Below are 17,510 nucleotides of genomic sequence, written 5' to 3'. Positions count from 1 at the left end.
GTAATTTACGACGGCGGCCGCTGGCTTGCGTGCGCACCGGGGAAGCCGCGGGCTGGGGCCGGTGTATCTGGTTTCTTTCGCGGTGATCACCATCGCTGAGTTCGGCGTGCTTCGCGACGCTTTCAAGGCCCACGATCAGGAACTACGGAAACTCGCCGCCACCGCAAACGATCTCACCCGGACCAACCACCACCGCCTCTCCGTCCAGCAGGTCAGCAGCAGTTCAAGCTATTGGGCGGCGCGGGAGCGCTTTGCGGGCTGGAAGTAGTCGGTCAGAAACCCGGCCAGAACACCGGCCAGGATCACGGCCACCGCCGGCAGGAGCGTCAGCGGGCCCACCACTTCGCGGAGGTCGATCCTGAAGAACAGCATCAGCACCACTACAAGGAGGACATAGGCGATCGCCAACACCAGTCCCACCATGGTGATGGTCCTGCCCCGCGTCCGCCTCTTCGTCCTGGGAAACTGCTTCGCGTACTCCTCGGCGGCGCCAAATTCAGTTTCGACATTAGTCCCGGCGGTGGCCTCGTGCGCCCGCACCTCGTTCAGGACTTCGGCGATCTCAGCTTCGGACAACCCACGCACCCTGAGCTTGAAGGTCAGGTTTCGCTCGTAGCTCATGGTTGTTCCTGTCGGTTCGTTCGGATGTCGGTGAGTGCCTGGCTCATCCGGTGCCAGGCCGCTGCCGAACGCTCCAGTTCGTCGCGCCCCTGCCCGGTGAGTGTGAACAGTTTCCGGCCCGGACCTGCCTGGTCATGCTGCCACGCGTGCTGAAGGAAGCCCTGGTCTTCCAGCCGCTTGAGGAGGGGATACAGCGTTCCGCCCTTAATGCGGACGAAACCGTGATGCCGCAGGACCTCGGCGATGGCGTAGCCATGGTTTTCGCCTTGGCTGAGCACCCCGAGCACTGCCTGCTGAAGCGCAGCCCGGGTCAGCTCCTGGTCAAGCTCGACATCATCCACAACTAGATAGTGTCACTAACTAGGTAGGTGCACAAGCGGCTCAGCGTCAGGACACGCGGCGGAATTCTCCGGGCCGCAGCTGGACATGGAACGGCAGAGCCAGTTGGATGTGGGAGTCGCCGATGGGCTCGTCGAGCAGCTCGTTGATGGAGGTCTGCCCCTCCAGTTCGCTGCTCTGTTCCCTGCCCACCACACGACAATATGTGAGGCGCGGGTGCCGCGAATCGTATGACACGGCCAGAGCCGCCGCTGGCGCTGCTGATTCTTGGGGACTGATTCGTTCTCAGGGACTCGTCGCAGTGGTGACAAGCCGGTAGACGAAGCGGCCGTTCAGGCCGCCGCCCGGGCTCATCGGCCGGTCCGCTCCCTCGGTGGGCTCTGCTTCAGACGGCATGCCGGGATCCGACGGCGGTGCCCGGAGCAGGCGCGCCACTTCGGCGGCATTTTCCTCAACAACAGCGAGACCAAAAACGTGACCTGGTCCGGGACCGTCAGGCCCGCACTCCACGATCCCGCCGTCGTGCTCCGGCCGGTCAACGGCTGCCCCTCTGGATGGCAACCGGCGGGAGCGCAGCGTCCTCGGTTCGCGCCCGGAGCTCGGCCTGCCCATTTCCTACGGCATCATCGGCGGGGCACCCGCCAGGTTCGCACCGCTGGCAGAGCTCTACCGGGCCTCCGCCGCGAAAGCCGGACACACCGTCGAGGACAATCAAGGTCTCCGTGGCGGCCCTCGGCCTGGTCCCCCCTCCAAAAAGGAAGCGGTGGAGCGGTTCTACCCCTGCTGGGACAACCTCAACATCGAAATGGGGCGAGCTCCGCGGCTGGCGCGCACCCGATAAGCGCCAGTTCCTGGCACAGACCGAGTTCCCCGGCGCCTACTACGTCGGTGACCCCGAGGAAATCGCCGGACGCATCGCGGACCTGCACGGCCACATGGGACACATGCGCCACTTCCTCCAGATGGACAGCGGCGGCCTGCCCCAGGAACACTTCCTGGAATCCCTGACCCTGCTCGCCACCGAGGTCAAACCCCGCGTCGAACGCCTACTCGCCGGCAAGTACGGCCAGCCAATCCCGAAACCGTACGAGGCGTGACAGGATGGGCGCATGAGCAGAGTCACCTGTGATCTCACCATCTCCCTCGACGGATTCGTCGCCGGTCCGAACCAAACCATGACGGACCCCTTGGGCGAGAACGGCGGGCGCCTGCACCGGTGGATGTTCGAAGACGCCGAAAACAACGCAGCCGAGCTGGAAGGCATCCTGACGTCCGGCGCCTACATCATGGGGCGGAACATGTTCGCCGGTCCCGGGGCGTGGGCCGAGGACTGGCGGGGATGGTGGGGTGGGGAGCCGCCCTATCACGCACCCGTCTTCGTGCTCACCCATCAGGCACGCAGGCCGCTGGAGATGCAGGGCGGCACCACGTTCAACTTCGTGACCGATGGCATCGAATCCGCGCTGGCCCAGGCCCGGGAGGCCGCCGGCGGCAAGGACGTGGCCATCGCCGGCGGAGCGCAGACGGTCCAGCAGTACCTTTCGGCGGGGCTGATCGACGAGCTGCGGCTCCACACCGCGCCCGTCCTGCTGGGAGCGGGCGAAAGGCCGCTCGACGGCGTCGCCAACCTCGCGCTGGAGCCGACCGAAGTGCGTGGCACCCGCTACGTCACGCACGTGAGCTACCGGGTCATCCGCTGAAATACTGAAGCTCGGCTACGTGGCCTGAGGGCCTGCCTCAGTCACTGCAAGGTGGTCTAATTGTCCGCTGCAGGCATTCGTGCGCGCCAGCGCCGGCGGGAAGTCACCAGTCCTTCGCATAAGATTTTGTGGTGGCCACCTCATCGGTCCTGACGTGCGATTCCATTCCTCCTGGCTGGAAGGATCCGCAGAATCAGTGGTGCCGGCCGTGGGTTGCTCATGACCCAATAGATTTCCCGGGAGACGTAGCGTTTACGGCAGAGGATGATTTCCTTTTTGTTTTGCCTTCTTCGGTGCGTTCGGCCACGTAATCGCGGGATCGTTTGTCCTTGGACATGCGCACCAAAACGACGCGGTAGAGCGAGGAGTTAGCTTCCCTGTCCCCGCCGCGGGAGAGTCGGTGGCGGCTGGTTCTGCCGGAGGACGCGGGAATGGGGGCGACCCCGGCCAAGGCAGCAAAGGAGGCCTCGCTGGCCATCCGTTCGGGGTTGTCCCCGAACGTCACCAGCAGCTGGGATGCCACGACGGCGCCGACCCCGTTGACATCCAAGAGCTCTGGGGCGTGGGTGGAAACGATGACTGACAGCTCGGCATCAATCTCGGCGATCTCCTCACTCAGGAACCGGTGCCGGGCGCCCGGCCGCTTTCACCTTAAAAGGGTCGCCACCGCCGGATCCGCAGGGTCCCCGGCGGGCCGGCTGATGGCCACGGCCTTCACCCGTGCTTCACTGGCCATGCCGCGCTACTTGGCTCTGAGCTGCTCCGGGGCTGAGGTCAGGGCCCCGCTTTATCTGGTCAGCAAGGCGGTGCGGGCCTTGACAGCGCTGGTGCGGGCGGTGCGGATGACGCGCAGAGCCTAAACCAACCCGTCACGGCTGTTGGGCGTGGAGGTGCCCCGGTCGGCCAGCACGGATTCGGCAGCCTGGTACGCATCCAACGGATCTGATTTGCCATGCAATTGGCGCTCGGCCCGGTTGGCCCGGTTCACTTCCCGGACGGTGAAACCGTGGCCGGCCAGAACCCGAGTCAGCTCGGCACCGTAGGATCCGGTGCCCTCGACGCCAACGGCGGTGACGGGGCCCGAAGCTAGTCAGGTAGGCTGCGATTTCGTGGTACCCGGATCCGACAGCCAGGAACTACCTCCCCCGCTTTCCTGCCGCGCCGCGTGTCCAGGGATCCCGCCGCCGCTCGGTCGTGTCCAGGGTTCGTTCAAGCATGGAAAGGGACGCGTCCGGGAACTGGAAGGGCAGACGTCGATCAACGAGCTGCTCGAGGAACCAGTCTGCGCCGCCCCCGTCCAGCTGGCGTTGCCCATTCTGGTCCAGGTGAAGCCGGGTCATTTCCGGCGCGTCCTGACCCGGACTGCCTGCTTGCTGCCGCCGGCCGCGACTATAGGCCCGATTTGATCGCCGCGAGCAGTGCCGTCCCGTCGGGGCTGCCGAGCCCGGTGCAGGGATCCCAACCGGCCGAGGCCTGGTAGGTGCCGTTGTTTCCGGTGGTGACGTCGCGGAACCCGGCGCTCCGGGTGTATAGCAGGGGCTGGATTTGGCCGAAGCGCCGCCCGGTCGTCTGGGCGAACAGGGCGATCAGTGCTGCCCAGAGGGGTGCGACGGCGCTCGTGCCGCCGATGACCATGTCCTTGCCGTCAACTCTGACTTTGTAACCGGTCTGGGGGTCGGCGACGGCGCTGACGTCCGGAACGCCGCGGCCATGACCCCCTGGTGTGGGCTTCGGAGCAGGTTTGTGGTGTCTGGCGTGGGCGGGCAGGCCGCTCTGCCAGGCCGGGGCGGGGAACGTGTCGCTGTAGCCGCCACCTGTGGCTGAGTGCGGTCCATCGTTCCAGACGGTTTCGGACCTGATTATTCCGGTGGCCGGGTCGGCATCGAGACGGGTGCCGCCGCACGCCAGTACGTGCGGGCTGGAGGCCGGAAAATCCGCGTGGTCTTTGCCGTCCGTGGCCCCGTCAGCGCTGCCGTTGTCGCCGGCCGCTGCCGTGACGGTCACGCCCAGTGCCGTGGCGTCGGCCAGGGCCTGGTCGAACGCAGTCCGTGCCTGAGCGGTCCAGGCGTCCTCGTTCTGGCCCCAGCTGATGCTGATGGAGGCAGGTGCCGGGGTCGCGTGGGAGGCGTTGATAATCGCGTCGAGGAAGCCTGCGTCGGTGTTCGGGGCGAAGTAGACCAGGATGTCCGCCTTCGGTGCCAGGGCGCCGACCACTTCGACGTCGAGCAGCACTTCCCCATCCGCCCCGGTCGGGTCCTGTCCGGGCTGGTTGACGGCGCCGTCCACGCTTACCGCCGTCACCTTCGGTCCGGGGATCCCCAGACCTCCGAAGTACGCGTCCAGGTCTGCCTGGCCGAAGCCGCCACCCAGCTCGATGATGGCAACGACCTGGCCGCTGCCGTCTGCGCCGGCCGGGAAGTTGTAGATCCTGGCCAGTTCCGGCGGGGTGTAGCTGGTACCCGTTGCGGCGAGCGGGATCGCCTGGAATTGCGCGCGGGCCTGGGGGCGGTCATCCAGCCCCAGGACGGCCGTGACGATTCCTTCCAGCTCTGCCGGGATCTGCAGGCCTCCGGTCCGGTGCCGGTGGGTGATGTCGTGGCCGTGGGGACCGCTGCTGGTCACTTCTTCCAGGCTGGTGCCGAAGATCCGGCTCAGCTCTTCGACGGTTCCGGCCAGCCGCAACCGGCGGGAGGCCGGGTCCGCTTCGAGGATTTCCGCTCCGAGCCGGGTAAACGTCTCGGTGGCAAGATGCACGTCCCCGTTGGAGGCTCCGTGCCGTGCTCCGAGCTCGTCGCTGGACATCGGTCCGGCGGGCATCTCCGTCAGCGGTTCCTGCCGGCGCAGGATCACGGTCACCTCAATCCTGCGGGAAGGATTGACGGGCCCGTGCGTGGCCTGGATTCTCGCCGCCGCAGGGCGTTCCGAGCCCGCGAGCGGGACACTCCGCTCGGCGGAGTTCGGGGTGGTGTTCTGGTCAGACATGACAGTGCTCCATTCGTAGGACGGTCATCGTTCAGGGCTTCTTTGTTGCCAGGGGAACGTCGTTCGGCGGCGGAAGCGTGCCCCCGCCGCGCATCACCACCGGTGCCACCGGAGTTGATGCCGGTGCGGGAGGTGCCGGCAACGGCTTAGGTTTGGGAGCCTGCTGCGGCTGAGCAGGGAGGGTGACTTTCGACCCGTAGGCAGGCGGTGCAGGGTTGTGCAGGGCCGGATCAATCAGGTCGGCCAACCCGGGGTCGTTGTCGACGCGATCCACACCCAGCCTGGGCAGCCCGAGCAGCTGCATCACGGTCTTCGGGATGCCGGCGTGGTTGGACCAGCGGCTGTCGATGCCCCGCTTGACCGGGCCGCCGAACATGATCAGCGGGACCCGCGGACCGTAGGCGAGTTGCACCCCGTCCGGGGTGTGTTCGACATTAGGAGTGGCCACGTGGTCGTCCCACCCGCCCCAGTCGTCCCAGGTGAGCAGGAACACCGTCTCGTCCCAGCCGCCGGACCTGACGACAGCGTCCACGGATTCCCAGATCTTGTTCATCCCGATCGTAACGTCGGCGGTTGGGTGTTCGTCTTCGGGCGAGTTGTGCCACAGGTAGGTCAGCGGCGGCAGTTTCCCGGCGGCGGCATCCGCGACGAAGTGCGAATTGGGAATCAAATTCTTGGTGCCGTTGAGCTGCTGGTAGAACCCGACTGGGTAGTTGCTGTTGCCGGTGTAGCAGGCCCAGCCGATTCCCGCGTCGGCTGCCAGGCCCGGGACCGAGGGCATGTCCCACAACGGCGGCGGCAGGGTTCGGGACGGGTTGCGCAGCGTCGGTGACTGGCCGCCGACGATCAGCAGATGGTTCGGGGTAGAGTTGGTGCCGAAGCCACTGCAATGGTTCTCCAGGAACGCCCCGGTCAAGGCCAGGTAGGCGTAGAACGGCAGTATGTTCATGGTGTCGAACTGGGTGCCGGTGGCCTTGTGCAGCCCGGTGAGCCAGCGGTAGTAGGCGTGCCGGTCGTGGGGCTGATCCGACGCTGGCGGGTTGACCTGAATAGGCCAGTCCGGCGCGACGTTGGCACCGTACGGCGCCAGACCCCGGAAGTAATTGTCGGTGGTGTGGTTTTCCTGGACCATCACCACAACGCGGCTGACCCTGCTGTTCGCCATGACATCCCCGTTTCCTCGTCCGGGTCACCCGGGCGCTTGATCGGTCACAAACGACACTATGCCGAAAGCTGCCCCTTGCGCCCTGACGGTGGCCGCCTTTTTAGAAAGTGTTCACGTCCGAGTGGTCCCGAGCAGCAGAACCTTACCCGGCACCCAACTCTCACGCCCCGGACGCAAAGAAAAAATTAAGGGCCTCCAGTTCCGGCCGCTGCAGAATGCCCCGCCAGTGGCCTACGCGACGAAACTCCTCTGATGGTTCTTCAATACCTACGCGCATCTTCTCTGAGTCAACGCGGTCCCTTGTGCGGGTCAGTCGGCAATGCCAAAATGAGCGATGATGCGGGACGGGAGCTACTAATGAGTGAGCGACTTCCAATTGTCTATGTCCGGGGGTTCGCCGGTGGTCAGAATGCTATCAATGACGCCGTCGACGATCCGTTTTACGGCTTCAATGAAGGATCGACCCACATCCGGGTCGGCGCCGCAGGCCAGCCCCGGTTCTATCAGTTTGAGGGACCGCTCCTGCGGCTAATGAAGGAACACAACTACAATCTGGCCACGGCCGGCAGCCAGCAGCAAGTCCTGCTCGACGCCGCTCCGGGTGAACTCGCCCCGGATTCAATCTGGATATACAGGTTCTATGATGCCGATTCCGGGACCTTCTGCGCCGACCCACAACCGTACGATATCGGGCAGGCCGCGACAGGCTTGGCAGATTTCATTGCCTTGGTGCGCTCGAAAACACAGGGCGAGCCCCTGGTCTACCTGGTTGCGCATTCGATGGGTGGCCTGATCTGCAGAACTGCCTTGCAGCGCGAACTGGAAGATCCCGTCGGAACCGTATCGAAGTTGTGCACCATCGGCACTCCTCATGGGGGTATCGATCCGCAGCTGGGAGGTCCGGTCGGCGGCTGGATCATGAACACGTTCGGGCCCATGGGTTCTGCTGTCTTCACCCCCGATCACATGCAGGAATACATGCTGCCGCCCGGTCATGACCCTGCCGGTGAGACTGATCCCCGGACGGGTCGATGGGACCCGCGGCGCATGACCGGTCCGTTCAAGCCCGCCCGTGTGCTGAGCATTGTGGGCACCAACGCAGGAGATTACGCCGTGGCGCGGGGATTGTCCTCAGCGCTGATGGGCGTCCAAAGCGATGGTCTTGTCGCCATCCGCAACGCTTACGTCTACGGGTCCGCGCGCGCCTACGTTCACCGCTCCCATTCCGGCCGTTACGGGCTGGTCAACTCCGAAGAGGCTTACCAGAACCTCAGCCGGTTTCTTCTCGGCGCCCTACGTGTGGACATCGGTCTGCACGGGCTGGACTTCGGAAACCAGGCAGACCGCATCTGGCAGGCGGAAGTCCGTCTGGCCTTGCGCGGGGTCCCGGTGTTAATCCATGAACAGACAGCAGATCACTACTGTCCCGTAGATCTCAACGCCGAAGCGAAAGAACTCGCCACACCGTTGTCTCCGGTGCCGCTGGTAACGATCTTCCTGCAACCCCGGGAACAGCCCGTCTGCCGGTACGCACTGGACCTGAAGGTCCTCTCCCTCAAAGAATCCGGCGGCATCCTGGGTTTCGACGACCACCTCGAGCAGATCGGCGACTGGGAAGACACCCTGGTCGTGGATGTCGTGCTCGACGCTGAGGGTGCCGGGGGAACCGTTACCTGGCAATGGAACAGCACCCTATCCGGACGGATCGCCGATCAGGCAGAACTGACAAACCGGCTCGACTGGGGACCCGAAAACACCAGCGACAGCCACTGGCATGTCAGCATCCCGGTCACCGACGTAGGCCGGACCCTGCTCGGCACCGACACCCGACTGGAACTCGACGTCAGCCAATGGGACTAGAACCGCCGACGGCGTTCGGCGGGTCGGTGAAGACCCGGTGGCAGCCCGCGGCATTCAACGCCGCATGATTCAGATCCACGTTCTGCTCCGAGGTGCTGCCCCTGGCATATCCGACACTCCCATGCCCACAGACATAGGACCATTCCTGGGTCCTAGGCTGGGTGCCGCCCGTTAGGGTCCCGCACCGACCTGACGTCCGTCCGGGATTACAACCTGGCTCTGCCGCACATGATTGATTTCCATGACCTTCATGTCAGCCTCATCGGCTCCGGCACTCCCATGATCACCGGGCACGTTACCCTCGAAGACGTGCCTCACGGACGGGCACGCGGCCCCGATCCTCGCGGACGTGCAAAAATGCGTGGCGGAGCACTGACGTTTCCGTCGAACACTCCACCTTCCAGCTCGAACCGGCCACTCACCGCGACCAGGAACAGTTCCCCCCACTGACGAAACGGATACCCGCCATGACCAGCGCCGACCCCACGGCCACCAACACCGGCACCGGCATGCTGCAGCGCCGCGTGCTGCGCCTCGAATACGCGACCCTCGGCTGGAACGTCATCGGCCTCGCGGTCCTGGCCGCCGCTGCGGTCCAGGCGGGCTCCCTGCCCTGGCCGGCTTCGGCCTGGACTCACTGATTGAGATCTTCGCCTCCCGTGTTCTGGTGTGGCAGCTCAAGGTAGTCCATGCGGGCCAGGAGGCCCGGGCGATGCGTCTGATCGGGGCCGGCTTCGCCGTCCTGGTCGCGTACCTGATCATCCAGCTCATCCTCATTTCTGCCACCGGCGGGCAGCCCGCAGTATCACTGTTGGGGATCATCTGGACGGCCCTGACGTTCCTTGTCATGCTGGCCCTGGCTGGCCGGCGTGGCCCTAAATGCCCTATTCGGGTGGTGGTGGGCCGACACGCCCGCCGGGGCCGTGATCATCTACTACTCCGCACGGGAAGCACACCACCACCTCACCCACACCAGCGAAGCGGCCGCGGCGTGAACTGGTGGGACGCACTGATCGCCGTCGCCGGCGGTATCGTGTTGATCGACGCCGTGCTGCTGGTCCTTCTGGCCCTCTACGCCCGCAGAAACCCGGAGACCGTGGGCATGAAAGAGGCCCTGCGGCTGCTGCCTGACCTACTCACCCTGCTGCGCCGGCTCACCGCCGACCGGACGCTGCCGCGCGGGATCCGCGTCCGGCTCGTGCTGCTGCTGATCTACCTCGCCTCGCCCATCGACCTGGTGCCGGATTTCCTGCCCGTCATCGGGTACGCCGATGACGCCATCATCACCGCCCTCGTCCTGCGCTCCGTCATCCGGAAAACCGGCAACGGACCATTGGAACAACACTGGCCCGGCAGACCCGCCGGCCTCACCCTGATCCAACGACTGGCCGACACACTGTGCCCGCCGATGCAGTCGGCCCCCAGGCGGAATCCTAGGAAACGGGCCCACGGGGAGCGAACATGATCACCGCCACCCCCGCAACACAAATCAGGGAGCCGATAACGTCCCAGCGATCAGGGCGGAACCCATCGAGCACTCGGCGTGCCGCAGGTCACCAACGGCTAGGGCAGGGGCACTTCCTTCCACAACCCGGCGGGGGTGCCCTTTCTGCCCGTGGCACCGCCAACACATCGCAAGGGGCGGGGGCGGAAGGAACCATTGCCCGCATCGGTCCTTAAATGGGCCGCGCCAGCATGGCGGGAATCGATTCAGGAGTTGCCGATGAAGGCCCTCCAATACAATGTTATCGGCGCACCTCTAGGAGTCGTCGAAGTCGATACCTGAGCCCGGGCCAGGACAAATTCGGCTTAGGGTCACGGCGGCCGGTGTCTGCCATTCGGACGAATTCATCATGGGTTTGCCGGACGCTGCCTACCGGGCCAGTTACCCCCTGCCAATGACGTTGGGTCACGAAGGTGCGGGGTTGTTGACAACCTTGGCGAAGGTGCGCTCGGTTTTCAAGTCGGTGACTCCGTCGTCGTCTACGGCCCTTGGGGCTGCGGGCAGTGCTACCCCTGCTCCCAAGGGCACGAGAACTACTGCGAAAACGCTGCAAGCTCGGCATCACTCCTCCGGGGCTGGGCTTCCCCGGGTCCATGGCCGAGTACATGATCATTGACAACCCTCGACACCTAGTTTCCCTGAACGGCCTCGACCCGGTGCAAATCGTCTCCTCAACCGACGCCGGTCGTACGCCCTACCACGCAATCAAGGCGTCCATCGATAAGCTCGTGCCGGGCTCCCTCGCCGTCGTCATCGGAGCTGGCGGCCTGGGCCACGTGGCCATCCAAATACTGCGCGCCGTAACCCCATCCCTCGTCGTGGCGTTGGACATCTCCAGGAAAAATTGACCTTGGCAAAAGACGTGGGCGCTCACCACGCGTTCATCTCTGACGCCAGCGCGCGGTGGACAAGGTCCAGGAACTAACCAAGGGTCTCGGCGTACACGCTGTGTTCGACTTCGTGGGAGTACAACCGACCCTGGAGCTGGGAAATGCATGATCCGAGTGGGCGGAGACCAAGTGCTCGTCGGTGTTGGCTCGGGCAGCCTCCTGGTGGGCATGCTTGACAAACCTTGGGAGTCCTCCATTCGCGCGCCCTACTGGGGCTACCGTTCGGAGCTGTTCGAGGTCCTGGAGCTCGCTCGCTCTGGCCCTGTCCGAGTGGAAACCGAAGTCTTCTCCCTCGACGAGGCCCCGAAACCGTACCTAAAACTGCACACCGGACAACTCCGTTGCCGGGCAGTGATTTTTCCCTGACACGCATGGGAATTCAGCGCATCAATCTTCCGGTGGCGCCCGGTGCCCTCGGTAACTGGTGCCTGCAGCGTTCTCGGGCGTGTCCGTCAGACACCGATGGTTGGCTTCCTAGGCTGATTCGTCCACGTTTGCCGAACCGTCTTCACTAGACGGGGAGAATACGAGGTGTATTCTCCCCGTTTTTCATGACTGACAGCGGTCCGTAGGGGCCAGCTTCAGCCGGATCAAACGCTGGGGACCACGACGCTGGGCCCGGGGCCAGCGGCCGTAAGCCGGTGGGCTTCCGGCGTCACGGGTCGTCCCGGGCGGTGCGGGCAGATGTGGTGTGAATTGGAGCGATCCGCGTTCGCCGGTGGATTGTCAGGGCGGCGGCGGCGAGGAGGACCGCGGCGGCTTGGGCTAGGGCGGTGAGGGTTTTGTCGTAGAACCAGACGGGTTCGTACATGGCGGGGAAGGGCCCGATGGCGGGGATGTCGATGTAGCGGTAGAGGAGCAGGACGGCCAGGCCGCCTCCGCCGGTGAGCAGGGCCAGGACCCAGGCGGGGCGGCTGCCGCGGATCAGGACGTAGAGCCCCACCAGTGCGGCGGCCGCGGCTTCGGCGAGGAAGAGGTTGCCTTCTCCGAGACCGTCGGGGGCTGCGGACTGGTAGCCCGGGGCGAGCCGGGCGTGGACGACGGCGTCCACGGCCAGGGCGGCTGCTGCCAGGACCCGTAGCACCACGGCCGCGGCTGAGTGGCCATGGTGCCTGGTCGGCTCTGATGGTTCCATGGGGTCCTGACTGGAGCTTTCGGCCGTGGTCATTTGACGTTCAGGGTCCCGTGCATGTTGGAGTGGTAGGTGCAGTGGTATGTGTAGGTGCCTGGTTTGGCCGGGGCGGTGAATGTGGCGCTGGTGCCGGGTTTGACGACGGCGTCAAAGGAGCCGTCGTCGGCGGTGAGGGTGTGTGCCACGGTGTCCATGTTCATCACGGTCACCGTCGCGCCGCCCGGGACGCTGTCGGGGCCGGTGTAGGCGAAGGATTTGATGTGGATGGTCGTTTCGGCTGCGGTGCCCGTGGATCCCATTGAGGACCCAGTCGGGGAGGCTCCCGTGCTGGGGTCCATGGTTGTGGTGGGGCTGGCCGTTGTGGCGGCCGGCTGTGTTGCTGTGGCTGATGGTGTGGCTGTCCCGGTACCGGTGGTCCCGCAGGCGCTGGCACCCAGAAGGGTCGCTGCACAGATCAGGGCAAGAACGAGGGGTTGCGGGGTGCGGGTCGTCTTCATGGTGTTCCCTTTTCACAGAGCTGACGGGTTATGGGAGCTGGCGGGGGAGTGCTGGAGATCCCGGCTGCCCGTCCTGCCTTGGCGTTTTGGGGGCCAGCTCTGGGGTTTGTTAGGCGGGGTGGCTGGAGGTCATGTGGGCGTAGACGACGGTGTTGTCCAGGTATTCCCTGGTGGCCGGGTCGTAGCCGCCGCAGGTGATCAGGCGGACCTCGGGCCGGTCCGCGTTCTGGTATACCTCCACGGTCGGGAAGGTCGCTTTGTGGTAGACATCGACTTTATCGACGGTGAAGACCGCGGCGGTGTGGTCGGCGCGGGTGACGGTGATGCTCTGGCCCGGGGTGAGTTCGTGGAGACGGTAGAAGAGCCCTACAGGGGTGTTGATGGCGTTGACGTGGCCGAGGATGATGGCGGAGCCGCTCTGGCCCGGGGTGGGCGAGTCTTTATACCAGCCCGCTGGGGAGCCGGGTTCACCGGGCGGGATCTCGACTTCGCCGTTGGCCTGCTTGCCCAGTTGCAGCAGGGTTGAGCTGACGCCGATGGAGGGCACCTCAACGCTGACCGGTAGGGAGGCGGTCAGCGCCGCGCCCGGTGCGGGAAGAAGAACCTGGGACGGCGGTGTGGAATTGACAGGTGCCGGGGCCGGGGCCCGAACCTTTGCCGGGTCAGCCGCGGGGGTGGCCGGGGCGGCGGCGGACGTTGTGTCGTTTGTCCCTGGTGTGGGGGGTTCGGCGTGGAGTCCGAGGCCGATGGTGGTGATCCCGCCGGCGAGGAGCAGGGCGGCCGCCGCGGACGCGATGAGGCGTCCGCGGCGGCTGCTGTTCTCAGATTCCACCAGGTTCCCGCGTCTTCTCAGACCCTATGCGGCCATCTTGCGGCGGGCCGCGTAGGCTCCGCCGGCTGCCAGGAGGAGGCCGCCGCCGGCGGCCAGGAGACCCAGGTCAGGTCCGGCAGGAGCCGGGGTGGTGATGCCGGTGCCCGGCGCTCCGGCAGGCATGGCCTTTACCGGGCCACAGAGAGCAGGCGAGGTAGCGGCCAGCGGCAGCGAGGGAACCAAATCGCTCGGAGCCTTCTGCGCTGCCTCTGACAAGGTTGCCGGGTCCAGACCGTGCACCACGACAACGGCGGTACCGGCCTTGAGCGAGTCAGCGGTTTTCGCGTCCAGCGTGAAAGTCCGGTTGTACGTGTAGGAGGCACCCATCCCGGCGACCTTCAGGTCGGTGCCGGCAGCAGGGCTGGTGTCGCCGCTCGTGGACAGCGTGGTGCCGATCCCGCCGTAGGACGGGGCACCTTCGGTGGTGCTGATCACGCCGTCATTGTTGGTGTCCGCGGACATGTCCGGGCAGGTGCCTTTCGCGCCGATGTGGATGTGCTGGACGTGCGGGTAGGGATTGCCGCTGAAAGTGGCAGCAAGCCCGGAGACTTTTTCGGTGACAGTGGCCTGATCACCGTGGAGGGCAATCATGAACGTACCCGAGGCGTTGCTGCCGTTGATCGCGGCAAGGTTCGCCTGGTACGTGGTGGTGTCCGCGTCGTGCGCCGAAGCGGCCCCAGCGGCAAGTGTAAGGGCGCCTAGGGCCAGGGCCGGGGCGATCAGGAAAGCGGATTTCTTCATGACGGGTTTCCTCCGATGACAATGAACGTTCCCCTGATGGGCACATCCATAGGGCTGACACTAACGGTTCGTTGTGGTCTACGTCACGGATGGGGAGGTTTCGGAAACACCTTTCACGAAACGCCGACGCCCGGGAAGGCGGAGGATAGACGCCGGATGAGTTGTCAGGTTATTCATATCGGCGGCCAACAGGGCCGGTTCCTTCACGGTATGGAGCGGCTATTCGGACCAGCAGGCCAGGATGGTGGTGGCCACCTCATAGGCGAAAGCGCTGGGGGTAACGCCATGCGGGCCAAGGCTCGCCGGCAGGGCCGTCGCGTCGACGGTGAGGACGAAGTTGTCCTTGACGAAAACCACGGCCCCGGCCGGTGTCTGGAAAGCGGGGAAACCCAGATTCGCCATGCCCTCGATCGGCTGGGCTGAGGCGGTTCTGCGCTGCAGTGCGTCACAGTGGTCGCGTGCGCCGGCAGGGTCCGGTGTCTCCTTCACCGAGAGCACGAGCGACCCGGCCGGGAGCGCATACGTGCAGGTGTAGAGGCTGTCCACCCAGGCGTCGGTGGTCCGGGGCGGATGAGGCAGGGACAGGATCCGGACGATGTTGGACCGAGTTTCCTCCCCGCAGACCATCCGCGCCGACGCCGAGGGCGAACCATCTGCCGGCAGGCCCGAAACATCAGAAGCTGGCGGCGTTGCCAGGGAACCACCGCCAGCCGCGGCGGGAGCGCCATAGGCCCGGGCGGGTCAGAGCGGGAATCCCAGCGCCAGAGAGCCCCTCGTCGGGGACGAAGAGCAATTTTGGTCGCGGCCATCATTTCTGGGCTCATTCCGGGTTAGTTTCTGAGGGGCGCTTCGCTCCGCCGTGAGGACGGAAAATTTGTCCGCGTCACGTCTGTTCCCGGGATCTCTGGTGCGGACAGTCGGTCTGGGGACACACTTGATGTGTGTGTTTCGGTCGACCCCGATTCGTCTATGGTGCCGGTGAGCCTGTGGGTTAGTTTGGTGGTGGAGGGGACAGCTTTGTTGTCCGCGGGACCGTGGATTGTTGCCTTGAGCACGAATGTCAGATTTGTTGTTTTATCCGCCTTCCCCGGAACGCATGCACCTTGATTCCTGCAGGACGACTGGGAAGTGTGATCCGAGATGGAAGTGATCCACCCGCGGTGCGCGGGTATTGATATTGCGAAGAAGGACGCGAAGGTCTGTATCCGTGTGCAGGGGCGGGGGCCAGGGCAACCGCGTCGACGGTCACCACGTGGGGTGCGATGACCGGACAGACCTTGGACCTGAAGGAACACCCGCTGACGGAGCGGGTGAGTCTGGTGGTGATGGAAGCGACCAGTGATTACTGGCGTCCCTTCTACTGCCTGCTCGAGGGCGAGGGATTGAACGTCATCCTGGTCAACGCCCGTGATGCCAGAAACGTCCCGGGCCGTAAAACCGATGTCTCCGACGCTGCCTGGCTCGCGGATCTGGGCGCCCACGGGCTGGTCCGAGCCTCGTTCGTGCCCCCGCCCCCGATCCGTGAACTGCGGGACCTGACCCGGGCCAGGATGCGGTCAAAGATCCCTGAGCTCACCGAGGCGCTCACTGGCCGGTTCAGCAGCCATCACCGCTACATGGCGGAACTCTACCTGCACCGGGTCGACGCCCACACCGCCGATATCAAGGACCTGAGCGCCAGGATCGAGGCGGCGATGGAGCCCTTTCGTCTCGCCCCGGAACTCCTGATCAGCATCCCGGGATTCAGCACCACCATCGCGGAGATCTTCATCGCCGAAACCGGCGCCGACATGACCGTGTTCCCCACCGCCGGACACCTGGCGTCCTGGGCCGGCACGTCCCCGGGATCCGGGATCCAACGAATCCGCCGCACGGGTTAAATCCACCAAAAAACGCCCCGGCAACCGCTACCTCAAAGGAGCGCTCGATATCGCCGCGCTCTCGGCAGCACGGTCGAAAAACACCTACTTCACCGCGAAATACTCCCGCCTCACCGCCCGGCGCGGGCCGTCCAAAGCACTCGTCGCGATCGAACCCGCCATGCTCACGGCCGCCTGGCACATGCTCACTACCGGCGAACTCTACAAAGACCCTGGAGCCGACTACTTCACCCGGCAGGCACCAGCCAAAACCAAGACCCGCGCCATCAGACAGCTCGAATCCCTGGGCTACCAAGTCACCTTCGAGCCCCTGGAACAGACCGGATAACCCAGCCTCACGATGTTGACCCCTCAGATCATCCAGTCAGAGGGACAACGTCACCGCAATTTTCATGTCAGAAGGACAAAAGAGGAGGAACAAACGCACCACACCTCGGGCAGAACCTTCCAAGGGGCGTGAACGGGAGGCGCAGTAGCTCATTCACGACCTCGCCGTCCTTGCCGCCACACACCGGTCGCCATACTCGTAACAAGCTGCCCAGAAGCCAAGCAACCGCTCTAGCCTTTACCGAATAGTGACCCATGAGGCGCGTGTTACCTATTGTTACGCCTGTGACTTGCAATTACTCTAGCTTATATGGTGTTAGCATGCGCAGGGATCCCACCTCCCCCTGCCACCGGGCCGGCACCCATATCAGAAGGAGAATTCCAATGGGGGAAATTCAGGCCAGCGCACCGGCATCCAGCGGGCGAGTCCGGCGGTTGTCCACGTTCGTCCACCAAACCCTGGCCCGCGCATGCACGGCGCCTGTCCCCTACAAAATCGGCGACGTAGTCATCGGCGACGATCCCTTCAACGGCCGCAATGAAGGAGTCGTGGCCTCCAAAAACCGCACATTCGTAGGGCTGCAGACCGCAGACCACATCGTCTTCTACGACTATCGGCAACTAAGGCGCCCAGACTAGCAACGAGCCCAAACCAGATCCGAACCCGCGAGAGTCAGAATGACATGTCCACTGCAAACGTCCCAACCCAGTATCTGACCATCGCCGAGGTGGCCTCGATTCTGCGTGTGTCCAAGATGACCGTATATCGACTGGCCCAGGCCCGCACCCTGACCTCTATGCGCTTCGGCAACTCCTACCGCATTCCTGAAAAAGCCGTCGAAGAGTACATCAAGAAGGCCGGCACCTCCCGTACCCCAGGAACTACACCTCCGAAAACATAGACCTCTAGGTGCGTGGGTCGGTAATTGTTTGAGGGTTCCTCAGGTTTGAGCCGTAACGGCCCGAGGCCGGTTTCCTTGTCTTGGAAAGGGGCCGGCCTT

General features: G+C 64.8%; 26 protein-coding genes and 3 pseudogenes. 14 read left to right on the top strand and 15 right to left on the bottom strand.

What is annotated here, in order from left to right; translation table 11 throughout:
- Positions 1-61: 61 nt before the first annotated feature.
- Positions 62-268, top strand: a complete 207-nt coding sequence (locus tag ABIB27_RS04870) for a hypothetical protein (RefSeq protein WP_354215984.1) — start codon at positions 62-64, stop codon at positions 266-268.
- Here the strand turns inward: ABIB27_RS04870 and ABIB27_RS04865 are convergent.
- Together ABIB27_RS04865 and ABIB27_RS04860 are read right to left on the bottom strand one after the other, a co-directional pair.
- Entirely contained in the window at positions 229-621 is a 393-nt protein-coding gene (locus ABIB27_RS04865; protein ID WP_354215983.1) for a hypothetical protein, read from the bottom strand. The two genes, ABIB27_RS04870 and ABIB27_RS04865, sit on opposite strands and share 40 nt — an antisense overlap.
- Positions 618-854, bottom strand: a complete 237-nt coding sequence (locus tag ABIB27_RS04860) for a PadR family transcriptional regulator (RefSeq protein WP_354216104.1) — start codon at positions 852-854, stop codon at positions 618-620. The genes ABIB27_RS04865 and ABIB27_RS04860 overlap by 4 nt, the downstream gene beginning before the upstream one ends.
- Between ABIB27_RS04860 and ABIB27_RS04855 the strand changes: the two genes are divergently transcribed.
- Positions 768-968, top strand: a complete 201-nt coding sequence (locus ABIB27_RS04855) for a hypothetical protein (protein WP_354216108.1) — start codon at positions 768-770, stop codon at positions 966-968. The genes ABIB27_RS04860 and ABIB27_RS04855 overlap by 87 nt on opposite strands.
- A 40-nt stretch (positions 969-1,008) precedes the next feature.
- On the opposite strand, the gene ABIB27_RS04850 is transcribed toward ABIB27_RS04855, so the two are convergent.
- Together ABIB27_RS04850 and ABIB27_RS04845 are read right to left on the bottom strand one after the other, a co-directional pair.
- Positions 1,009-1,197 carry a hypothetical protein gene (locus ABIB27_RS04850; protein ID WP_354215982.1) on the bottom strand — a complete coding sequence of 63 codons (189 nt, stop codon included), beginning with the start codon at positions 1,195-1,197 and terminating at the stop codon, positions 1,009-1,011.
- 48 nt (positions 1,198-1,245) lie between these two features.
- A complete protein-coding gene (locus ABIB27_RS04845; RefSeq protein ID WP_354215981.1) occupies positions 1,246-1,572 on the bottom strand; it encodes a hypothetical protein in 327 nt (108 codons plus the stop codon).
- A 110-nt stretch (positions 1,573-1,682) separates the two neighbouring features.
- Between ABIB27_RS04845 and ABIB27_RS04840 the strand changes: the two genes are divergently transcribed.
- On the top strand, positions 1,683-2,057 hold the full coding sequence (locus ABIB27_RS04840; protein ID WP_354215980.1) for a hypothetical protein: 375 nt from the start codon (positions 1,683-1,685) through the stop codon (positions 2,055-2,057).
- 12 nt (positions 2,058-2,069) lie between these two features.
- Positions 2,070-2,660 carry a dihydrofolate reductase family protein gene (locus ABIB27_RS04835; RefSeq protein ID WP_354215979.1) on the top strand — a complete coding sequence of 197 codons (591 nt, stop codon included), beginning with the start codon at positions 2,070-2,072 and terminating at the stop codon, positions 2,658-2,660.
- Positions 2,661-2,877: 217 nt separating this feature from the next.
- Here ABIB27_RS04835 and ABIB27_RS04830 read toward each other — a convergent pair whose 3' ends face one another.
- Both ABIB27_RS04830 and ABIB27_RS04825 read right to left on the bottom strand, forming a co-directional pair.
- Positions 2,878-3,183, bottom strand: coding sequence for a transposase (locus ABIB27_RS04830; RefSeq protein WP_502909116.1), 306 nt, complete (start codon positions 3,181-3,183; stop codon positions 2,878-2,880).
- Between the two features lie 333 nt (positions 3,184-3,516).
- On the bottom strand, positions 3,517-3,678 hold the full coding sequence (locus tag ABIB27_RS04825) for a hypothetical protein (protein WP_354216103.1): 162 nt from the start codon (positions 3,676-3,678) through the stop codon (positions 3,517-3,519).
- Here ABIB27_RS04825 and ABIB27_RS04820 point away from each other — a divergent pair.
- Complete coding sequence (locus ABIB27_RS04820) at positions 3,613-3,750, top strand: hypothetical protein (RefSeq protein WP_354215977.1); 138 nt, start codon at positions 3,613-3,615, stop codon at positions 3,748-3,750. The genes ABIB27_RS04825 and ABIB27_RS04820 overlap by 66 nt on opposite strands.
- Positions 3,751-3,796: 46 nt before the next feature.
- Here ABIB27_RS04820 and ABIB27_RS04815 read toward each other — a convergent pair whose 3' ends face one another.
- The 3 genes from ABIB27_RS04815 to ABIB27_RS04805 are packed head-to-tail and all read right to left on the bottom strand — an operon-like array spanning position 3,797 to position 6,807.
- Positions 3,797-4,000: a hypothetical protein gene (locus ABIB27_RS04815; protein ID WP_354253589.1), complete on the bottom strand. Its 204-nt coding sequence runs from the start codon at positions 3,998-4,000 to the stop codon at positions 3,797-3,799.
- Positions 4,001-4,049: 49 nt separating this feature from the next.
- On the bottom strand, positions 4,050-5,642 hold the full coding sequence (locus tag ABIB27_RS04810) for a S53 family peptidase (RefSeq protein WP_354215976.1): 1,593 nt from the start codon (positions 5,640-5,642) through the stop codon (positions 4,050-4,052).
- A gap of 31 nt (positions 5,643-5,673) precedes the next feature.
- Complete coding sequence (locus ABIB27_RS04805) at positions 5,674-6,807, bottom strand: alkaline phosphatase family protein (RefSeq protein ID WP_354215975.1); 1,134 nt, start codon at positions 6,805-6,807, stop codon at positions 5,674-5,676.
- 357 nt (positions 6,808-7,164) lie between these two features.
- Here ABIB27_RS04805 and ABIB27_RS04800 point away from each other — a divergent pair, with 357 nt between their 5' ends.
- The 3 genes from ABIB27_RS04800 to ABIB27_RS04790 all read left to right on the top strand — a co-directional run bounded on the left by ABIB27_RS04800 (position 7,165) and on the right by ABIB27_RS04790 (position 10,132).
- A complete protein-coding gene (locus tag ABIB27_RS04800; protein WP_354215974.1) occupies positions 7,165-8,667 on the top strand; it encodes an esterase/lipase family protein in 1,503 nt (500 codons plus the stop codon).
- Between the two features lie 467 nt (positions 8,668-9,134).
- The gene (locus tag ABIB27_RS04795) at positions 9,135-9,308 is read left to right on the top strand and encodes a hypothetical protein (protein WP_354253588.1); all 174 of its coding nucleotides are present in this window, start codon (positions 9,135-9,137) and stop codon (positions 9,306-9,308) included.
- 71 nt (positions 9,309-9,379) lie between these two features.
- Positions 9,380-10,132, top strand: coding sequence for a YkvA family protein (locus ABIB27_RS04790; protein WP_354215972.1), 753 nt, complete (start codon positions 9,380-9,382; stop codon positions 10,130-10,132).
- Here ABIB27_RS04790 and ABIB27_RS04785 read toward each other — a convergent pair.
- Positions 10,101-10,205, bottom strand: a pseudogene (locus ABIB27_RS04785) (YnfA family protein); the annotation flags it as partial. The gene ABIB27_RS04790 and the pseudogene ABIB27_RS04785 overlap by 32 nt on opposite strands.
- 240 nt (positions 10,206-10,445) lie before the next feature.
- Here ABIB27_RS04785 and ABIB27_RS04780 point away from each other — a divergent pair.
- The 3 genes and pseudogenes from ABIB27_RS04780 to ABIB27_RS04770 all read left to right on the top strand — a co-directional run bounded on the left by ABIB27_RS04780 (position 10,446) and on the right by ABIB27_RS04770 (position 11,427).
- Positions 10,446-10,780 (top strand): annotated as a pseudogene (locus ABIB27_RS04780) (alcohol dehydrogenase catalytic domain-containing protein).
- Positions 10,777-11,019, top strand: coding sequence for an MDR/zinc-dependent alcohol dehydrogenase-like family protein (locus ABIB27_RS04775; protein WP_354215971.1), 243 nt, complete (start codon positions 10,777-10,779; stop codon positions 11,017-11,019). The pseudogene ABIB27_RS04780 and the gene ABIB27_RS04775 overlap by 4 nt, the downstream one beginning before the upstream one ends.
- 171 nt (positions 11,020-11,190) lie before the next feature.
- The gene (locus tag ABIB27_RS04770) at positions 11,191-11,427 is read left to right on the top strand and encodes an MDR/zinc-dependent alcohol dehydrogenase-like family protein (RefSeq protein WP_354253587.1); all 237 of its coding nucleotides are present in this window, start codon (positions 11,191-11,193) and stop codon (positions 11,425-11,427) included.
- 289 nt (positions 11,428-11,716) lie between these two features.
- Here ABIB27_RS04770 and ABIB27_RS04765 read toward each other — a convergent pair whose 3' ends face one another.
- From ABIB27_RS04765 to ABIB27_RS04745, 5 genes are all read right to left on the bottom strand, one after another.
- A complete protein-coding gene (locus tag ABIB27_RS04765) occupies positions 11,717-12,196 on the bottom strand; it encodes a hypothetical protein (protein WP_354215969.1) in 480 nt (159 codons plus the stop codon).
- A gap of 29 nt (positions 12,197-12,225) precedes the next feature.
- Positions 12,226-12,690 carry a cupredoxin domain-containing protein gene (locus ABIB27_RS04760; protein ID WP_354215968.1) on the bottom strand — a complete coding sequence of 155 codons (465 nt, stop codon included), beginning with the start codon at positions 12,688-12,690 and terminating at the stop codon, positions 12,226-12,228.
- Between the two features lie 109 nt (positions 12,691-12,799).
- Positions 12,800-13,522: a class F sortase gene (locus ABIB27_RS04755; RefSeq protein WP_354215967.1), complete on the bottom strand. Its 723-nt coding sequence runs from the start codon at positions 13,520-13,522 to the stop codon at positions 12,800-12,802.
- 24 nt (positions 13,523-13,546) lie between these two features.
- Positions 13,547-14,302 (bottom strand): hypothetical protein, encoded by a 756-nt coding sequence (locus tag ABIB27_RS04750; protein WP_354215966.1) that lies wholly within the window; start codon positions 14,300-14,302, stop codon positions 13,547-13,549.
- Positions 14,303-14,521: 219 nt separating this feature from the next.
- On the bottom strand, positions 14,522-14,929 hold the full coding sequence (locus ABIB27_RS04745) for a hypothetical protein (RefSeq protein WP_354215965.1): 408 nt from the start codon (positions 14,927-14,929) through the stop codon (positions 14,522-14,524).
- A gap of 513 nt (positions 14,930-15,442) precedes the next feature.
- Between ABIB27_RS04745 and ABIB27_RS04740 the strand changes: the two are divergent.
- The 3 genes and pseudogenes from ABIB27_RS04740 to ABIB27_RS04730 all read left to right on the top strand — a co-directional run bounded on the left by ABIB27_RS04740 (position 15,443) and on the right by ABIB27_RS04730 (position 17,411).
- Positions 15,443-16,510, top strand: a pseudogene (locus ABIB27_RS04740) (IS110 family transposase).
- 383 nt (positions 16,511-16,893) lie between these two features.
- Positions 16,894-17,148 carry a hypothetical protein gene (locus ABIB27_RS04735; protein ID WP_354215964.1) on the top strand — a complete coding sequence of 85 codons (255 nt, stop codon included), beginning with the start codon at positions 16,894-16,896 and terminating at the stop codon, positions 17,146-17,148.
- Positions 17,149-17,192: 44 nt separating this feature from the next.
- Positions 17,193-17,411, top strand: a complete 219-nt coding sequence (locus ABIB27_RS04730; RefSeq protein ID WP_354215963.1) for a helix-turn-helix domain-containing protein — start codon at positions 17,193-17,195, stop codon at positions 17,409-17,411.
- Positions 17,412-17,510 lie beyond the last annotated feature (99 nt).

The sequence above is a fragment of the Arthrobacter sp. UYEF21 genome, from assembly GCF_040546085.1.
Lineage (GTDB): Bacteria > Actinomycetota > Actinomycetes > Actinomycetales > Micrococcaceae > Arthrobacter.
This window is presented reverse-complemented; position numbering and strand designations above follow the sequence as displayed.

Coding starts and splice junctions, on each gene's coding strand:
- ABIB27_RS04745 (WP_354215965.1), bottom strand. CDS start 14,929: ATGGTCTGCGGGGAGGAAACTCGGTCCAACATCGTCCGGATCCTGTCC.
- ABIB27_RS04795 (WP_354253588.1), top strand. CDS start 9,135: ATGACCAGCGCCGACCCCACGGCCACCAACACCGGCACCGGCATGCTG.
- ABIB27_RS04790 (WP_354215972.1), top strand. CDS start 9,380: ATGCGTCTGATCGGGGCCGGCTTCGCCGTCCTGGTCGCGTACCTGATC.
- ABIB27_RS04815 (WP_354253589.1), bottom strand. CDS start 4,000: ATGACCCGGCTTCACCTGGACCAGAATGGGCAACGCCAGCTGGACGGG.
- ABIB27_RS04765 (WP_354215969.1), bottom strand. CDS start 12,196: ATGGAACCATCAGAGCCGACCAGGCACCATGGCCACTCAGCCGCGGCC.
- ABIB27_RS04845 (WP_354215981.1), bottom strand. CDS start 1,572: ATGGGCAGGCCGAGCTCCGGGCGCGAACCGAGGACGCTGCGCTCCCGC.
- ABIB27_RS04735 (WP_354215964.1), top strand. CDS start 16,894: ATGGGGGAAATTCAGGCCAGCGCACCGGCATCCAGCGGGCGAGTCCGG.
- ABIB27_RS04760 (WP_354215968.1), bottom strand. CDS start 12,690: ATGAAGACGACCCGCACCCCGCAACCCCTCGTTCTTGCCCTGATCTGT.
- ABIB27_RS04800 (WP_354215974.1), top strand. CDS start 7,165: ATGAGTGAGCGACTTCCAATTGTCTATGTCCGGGGGTTCGCCGGTGGT.
- ABIB27_RS04750 (WP_354215966.1), bottom strand. CDS start 14,302: ATGAAGAAATCCGCTTTCCTGATCGCCCCGGCCCTGGCCCTAGGCGCC.
- ABIB27_RS04835 (WP_354215979.1), top strand. CDS start 2,070: ATGAGCAGAGTCACCTGTGATCTCACCATCTCCCTCGACGGATTCGTC.
- ABIB27_RS04865 (WP_354215983.1), bottom strand. CDS start 621: ATGAGCTACGAGCGAAACCTGACCTTCAAGCTCAGGGTGCGTGGGTTG.
- ABIB27_RS04775 (WP_354215971.1), top strand. CDS start 10,777: ATGATCATTGACAACCCTCGACACCTAGTTTCCCTGAACGGCCTCGAC.
- ABIB27_RS04805 (WP_354215975.1), bottom strand. CDS start 6,807: ATGGCGAACAGCAGGGTCAGCCGCGTTGTGGTGATGGTCCAGGAAAAC.
- ABIB27_RS04730 (WP_354215963.1), top strand. CDS start 17,193: ATGTCCACTGCAAACGTCCCAACCCAGTATCTGACCATCGCCGAGGTG.
- ABIB27_RS04810 (WP_354215976.1), bottom strand. CDS start 5,642: ATGTCTGACCAGAACACCACCCCGAACTCCGCCGAGCGGAGTGTCCCG.
- ABIB27_RS04820 (WP_354215977.1), top strand. CDS start 3,613: ATGCAATTGGCGCTCGGCCCGGTTGGCCCGGTTCACTTCCCGGACGGT.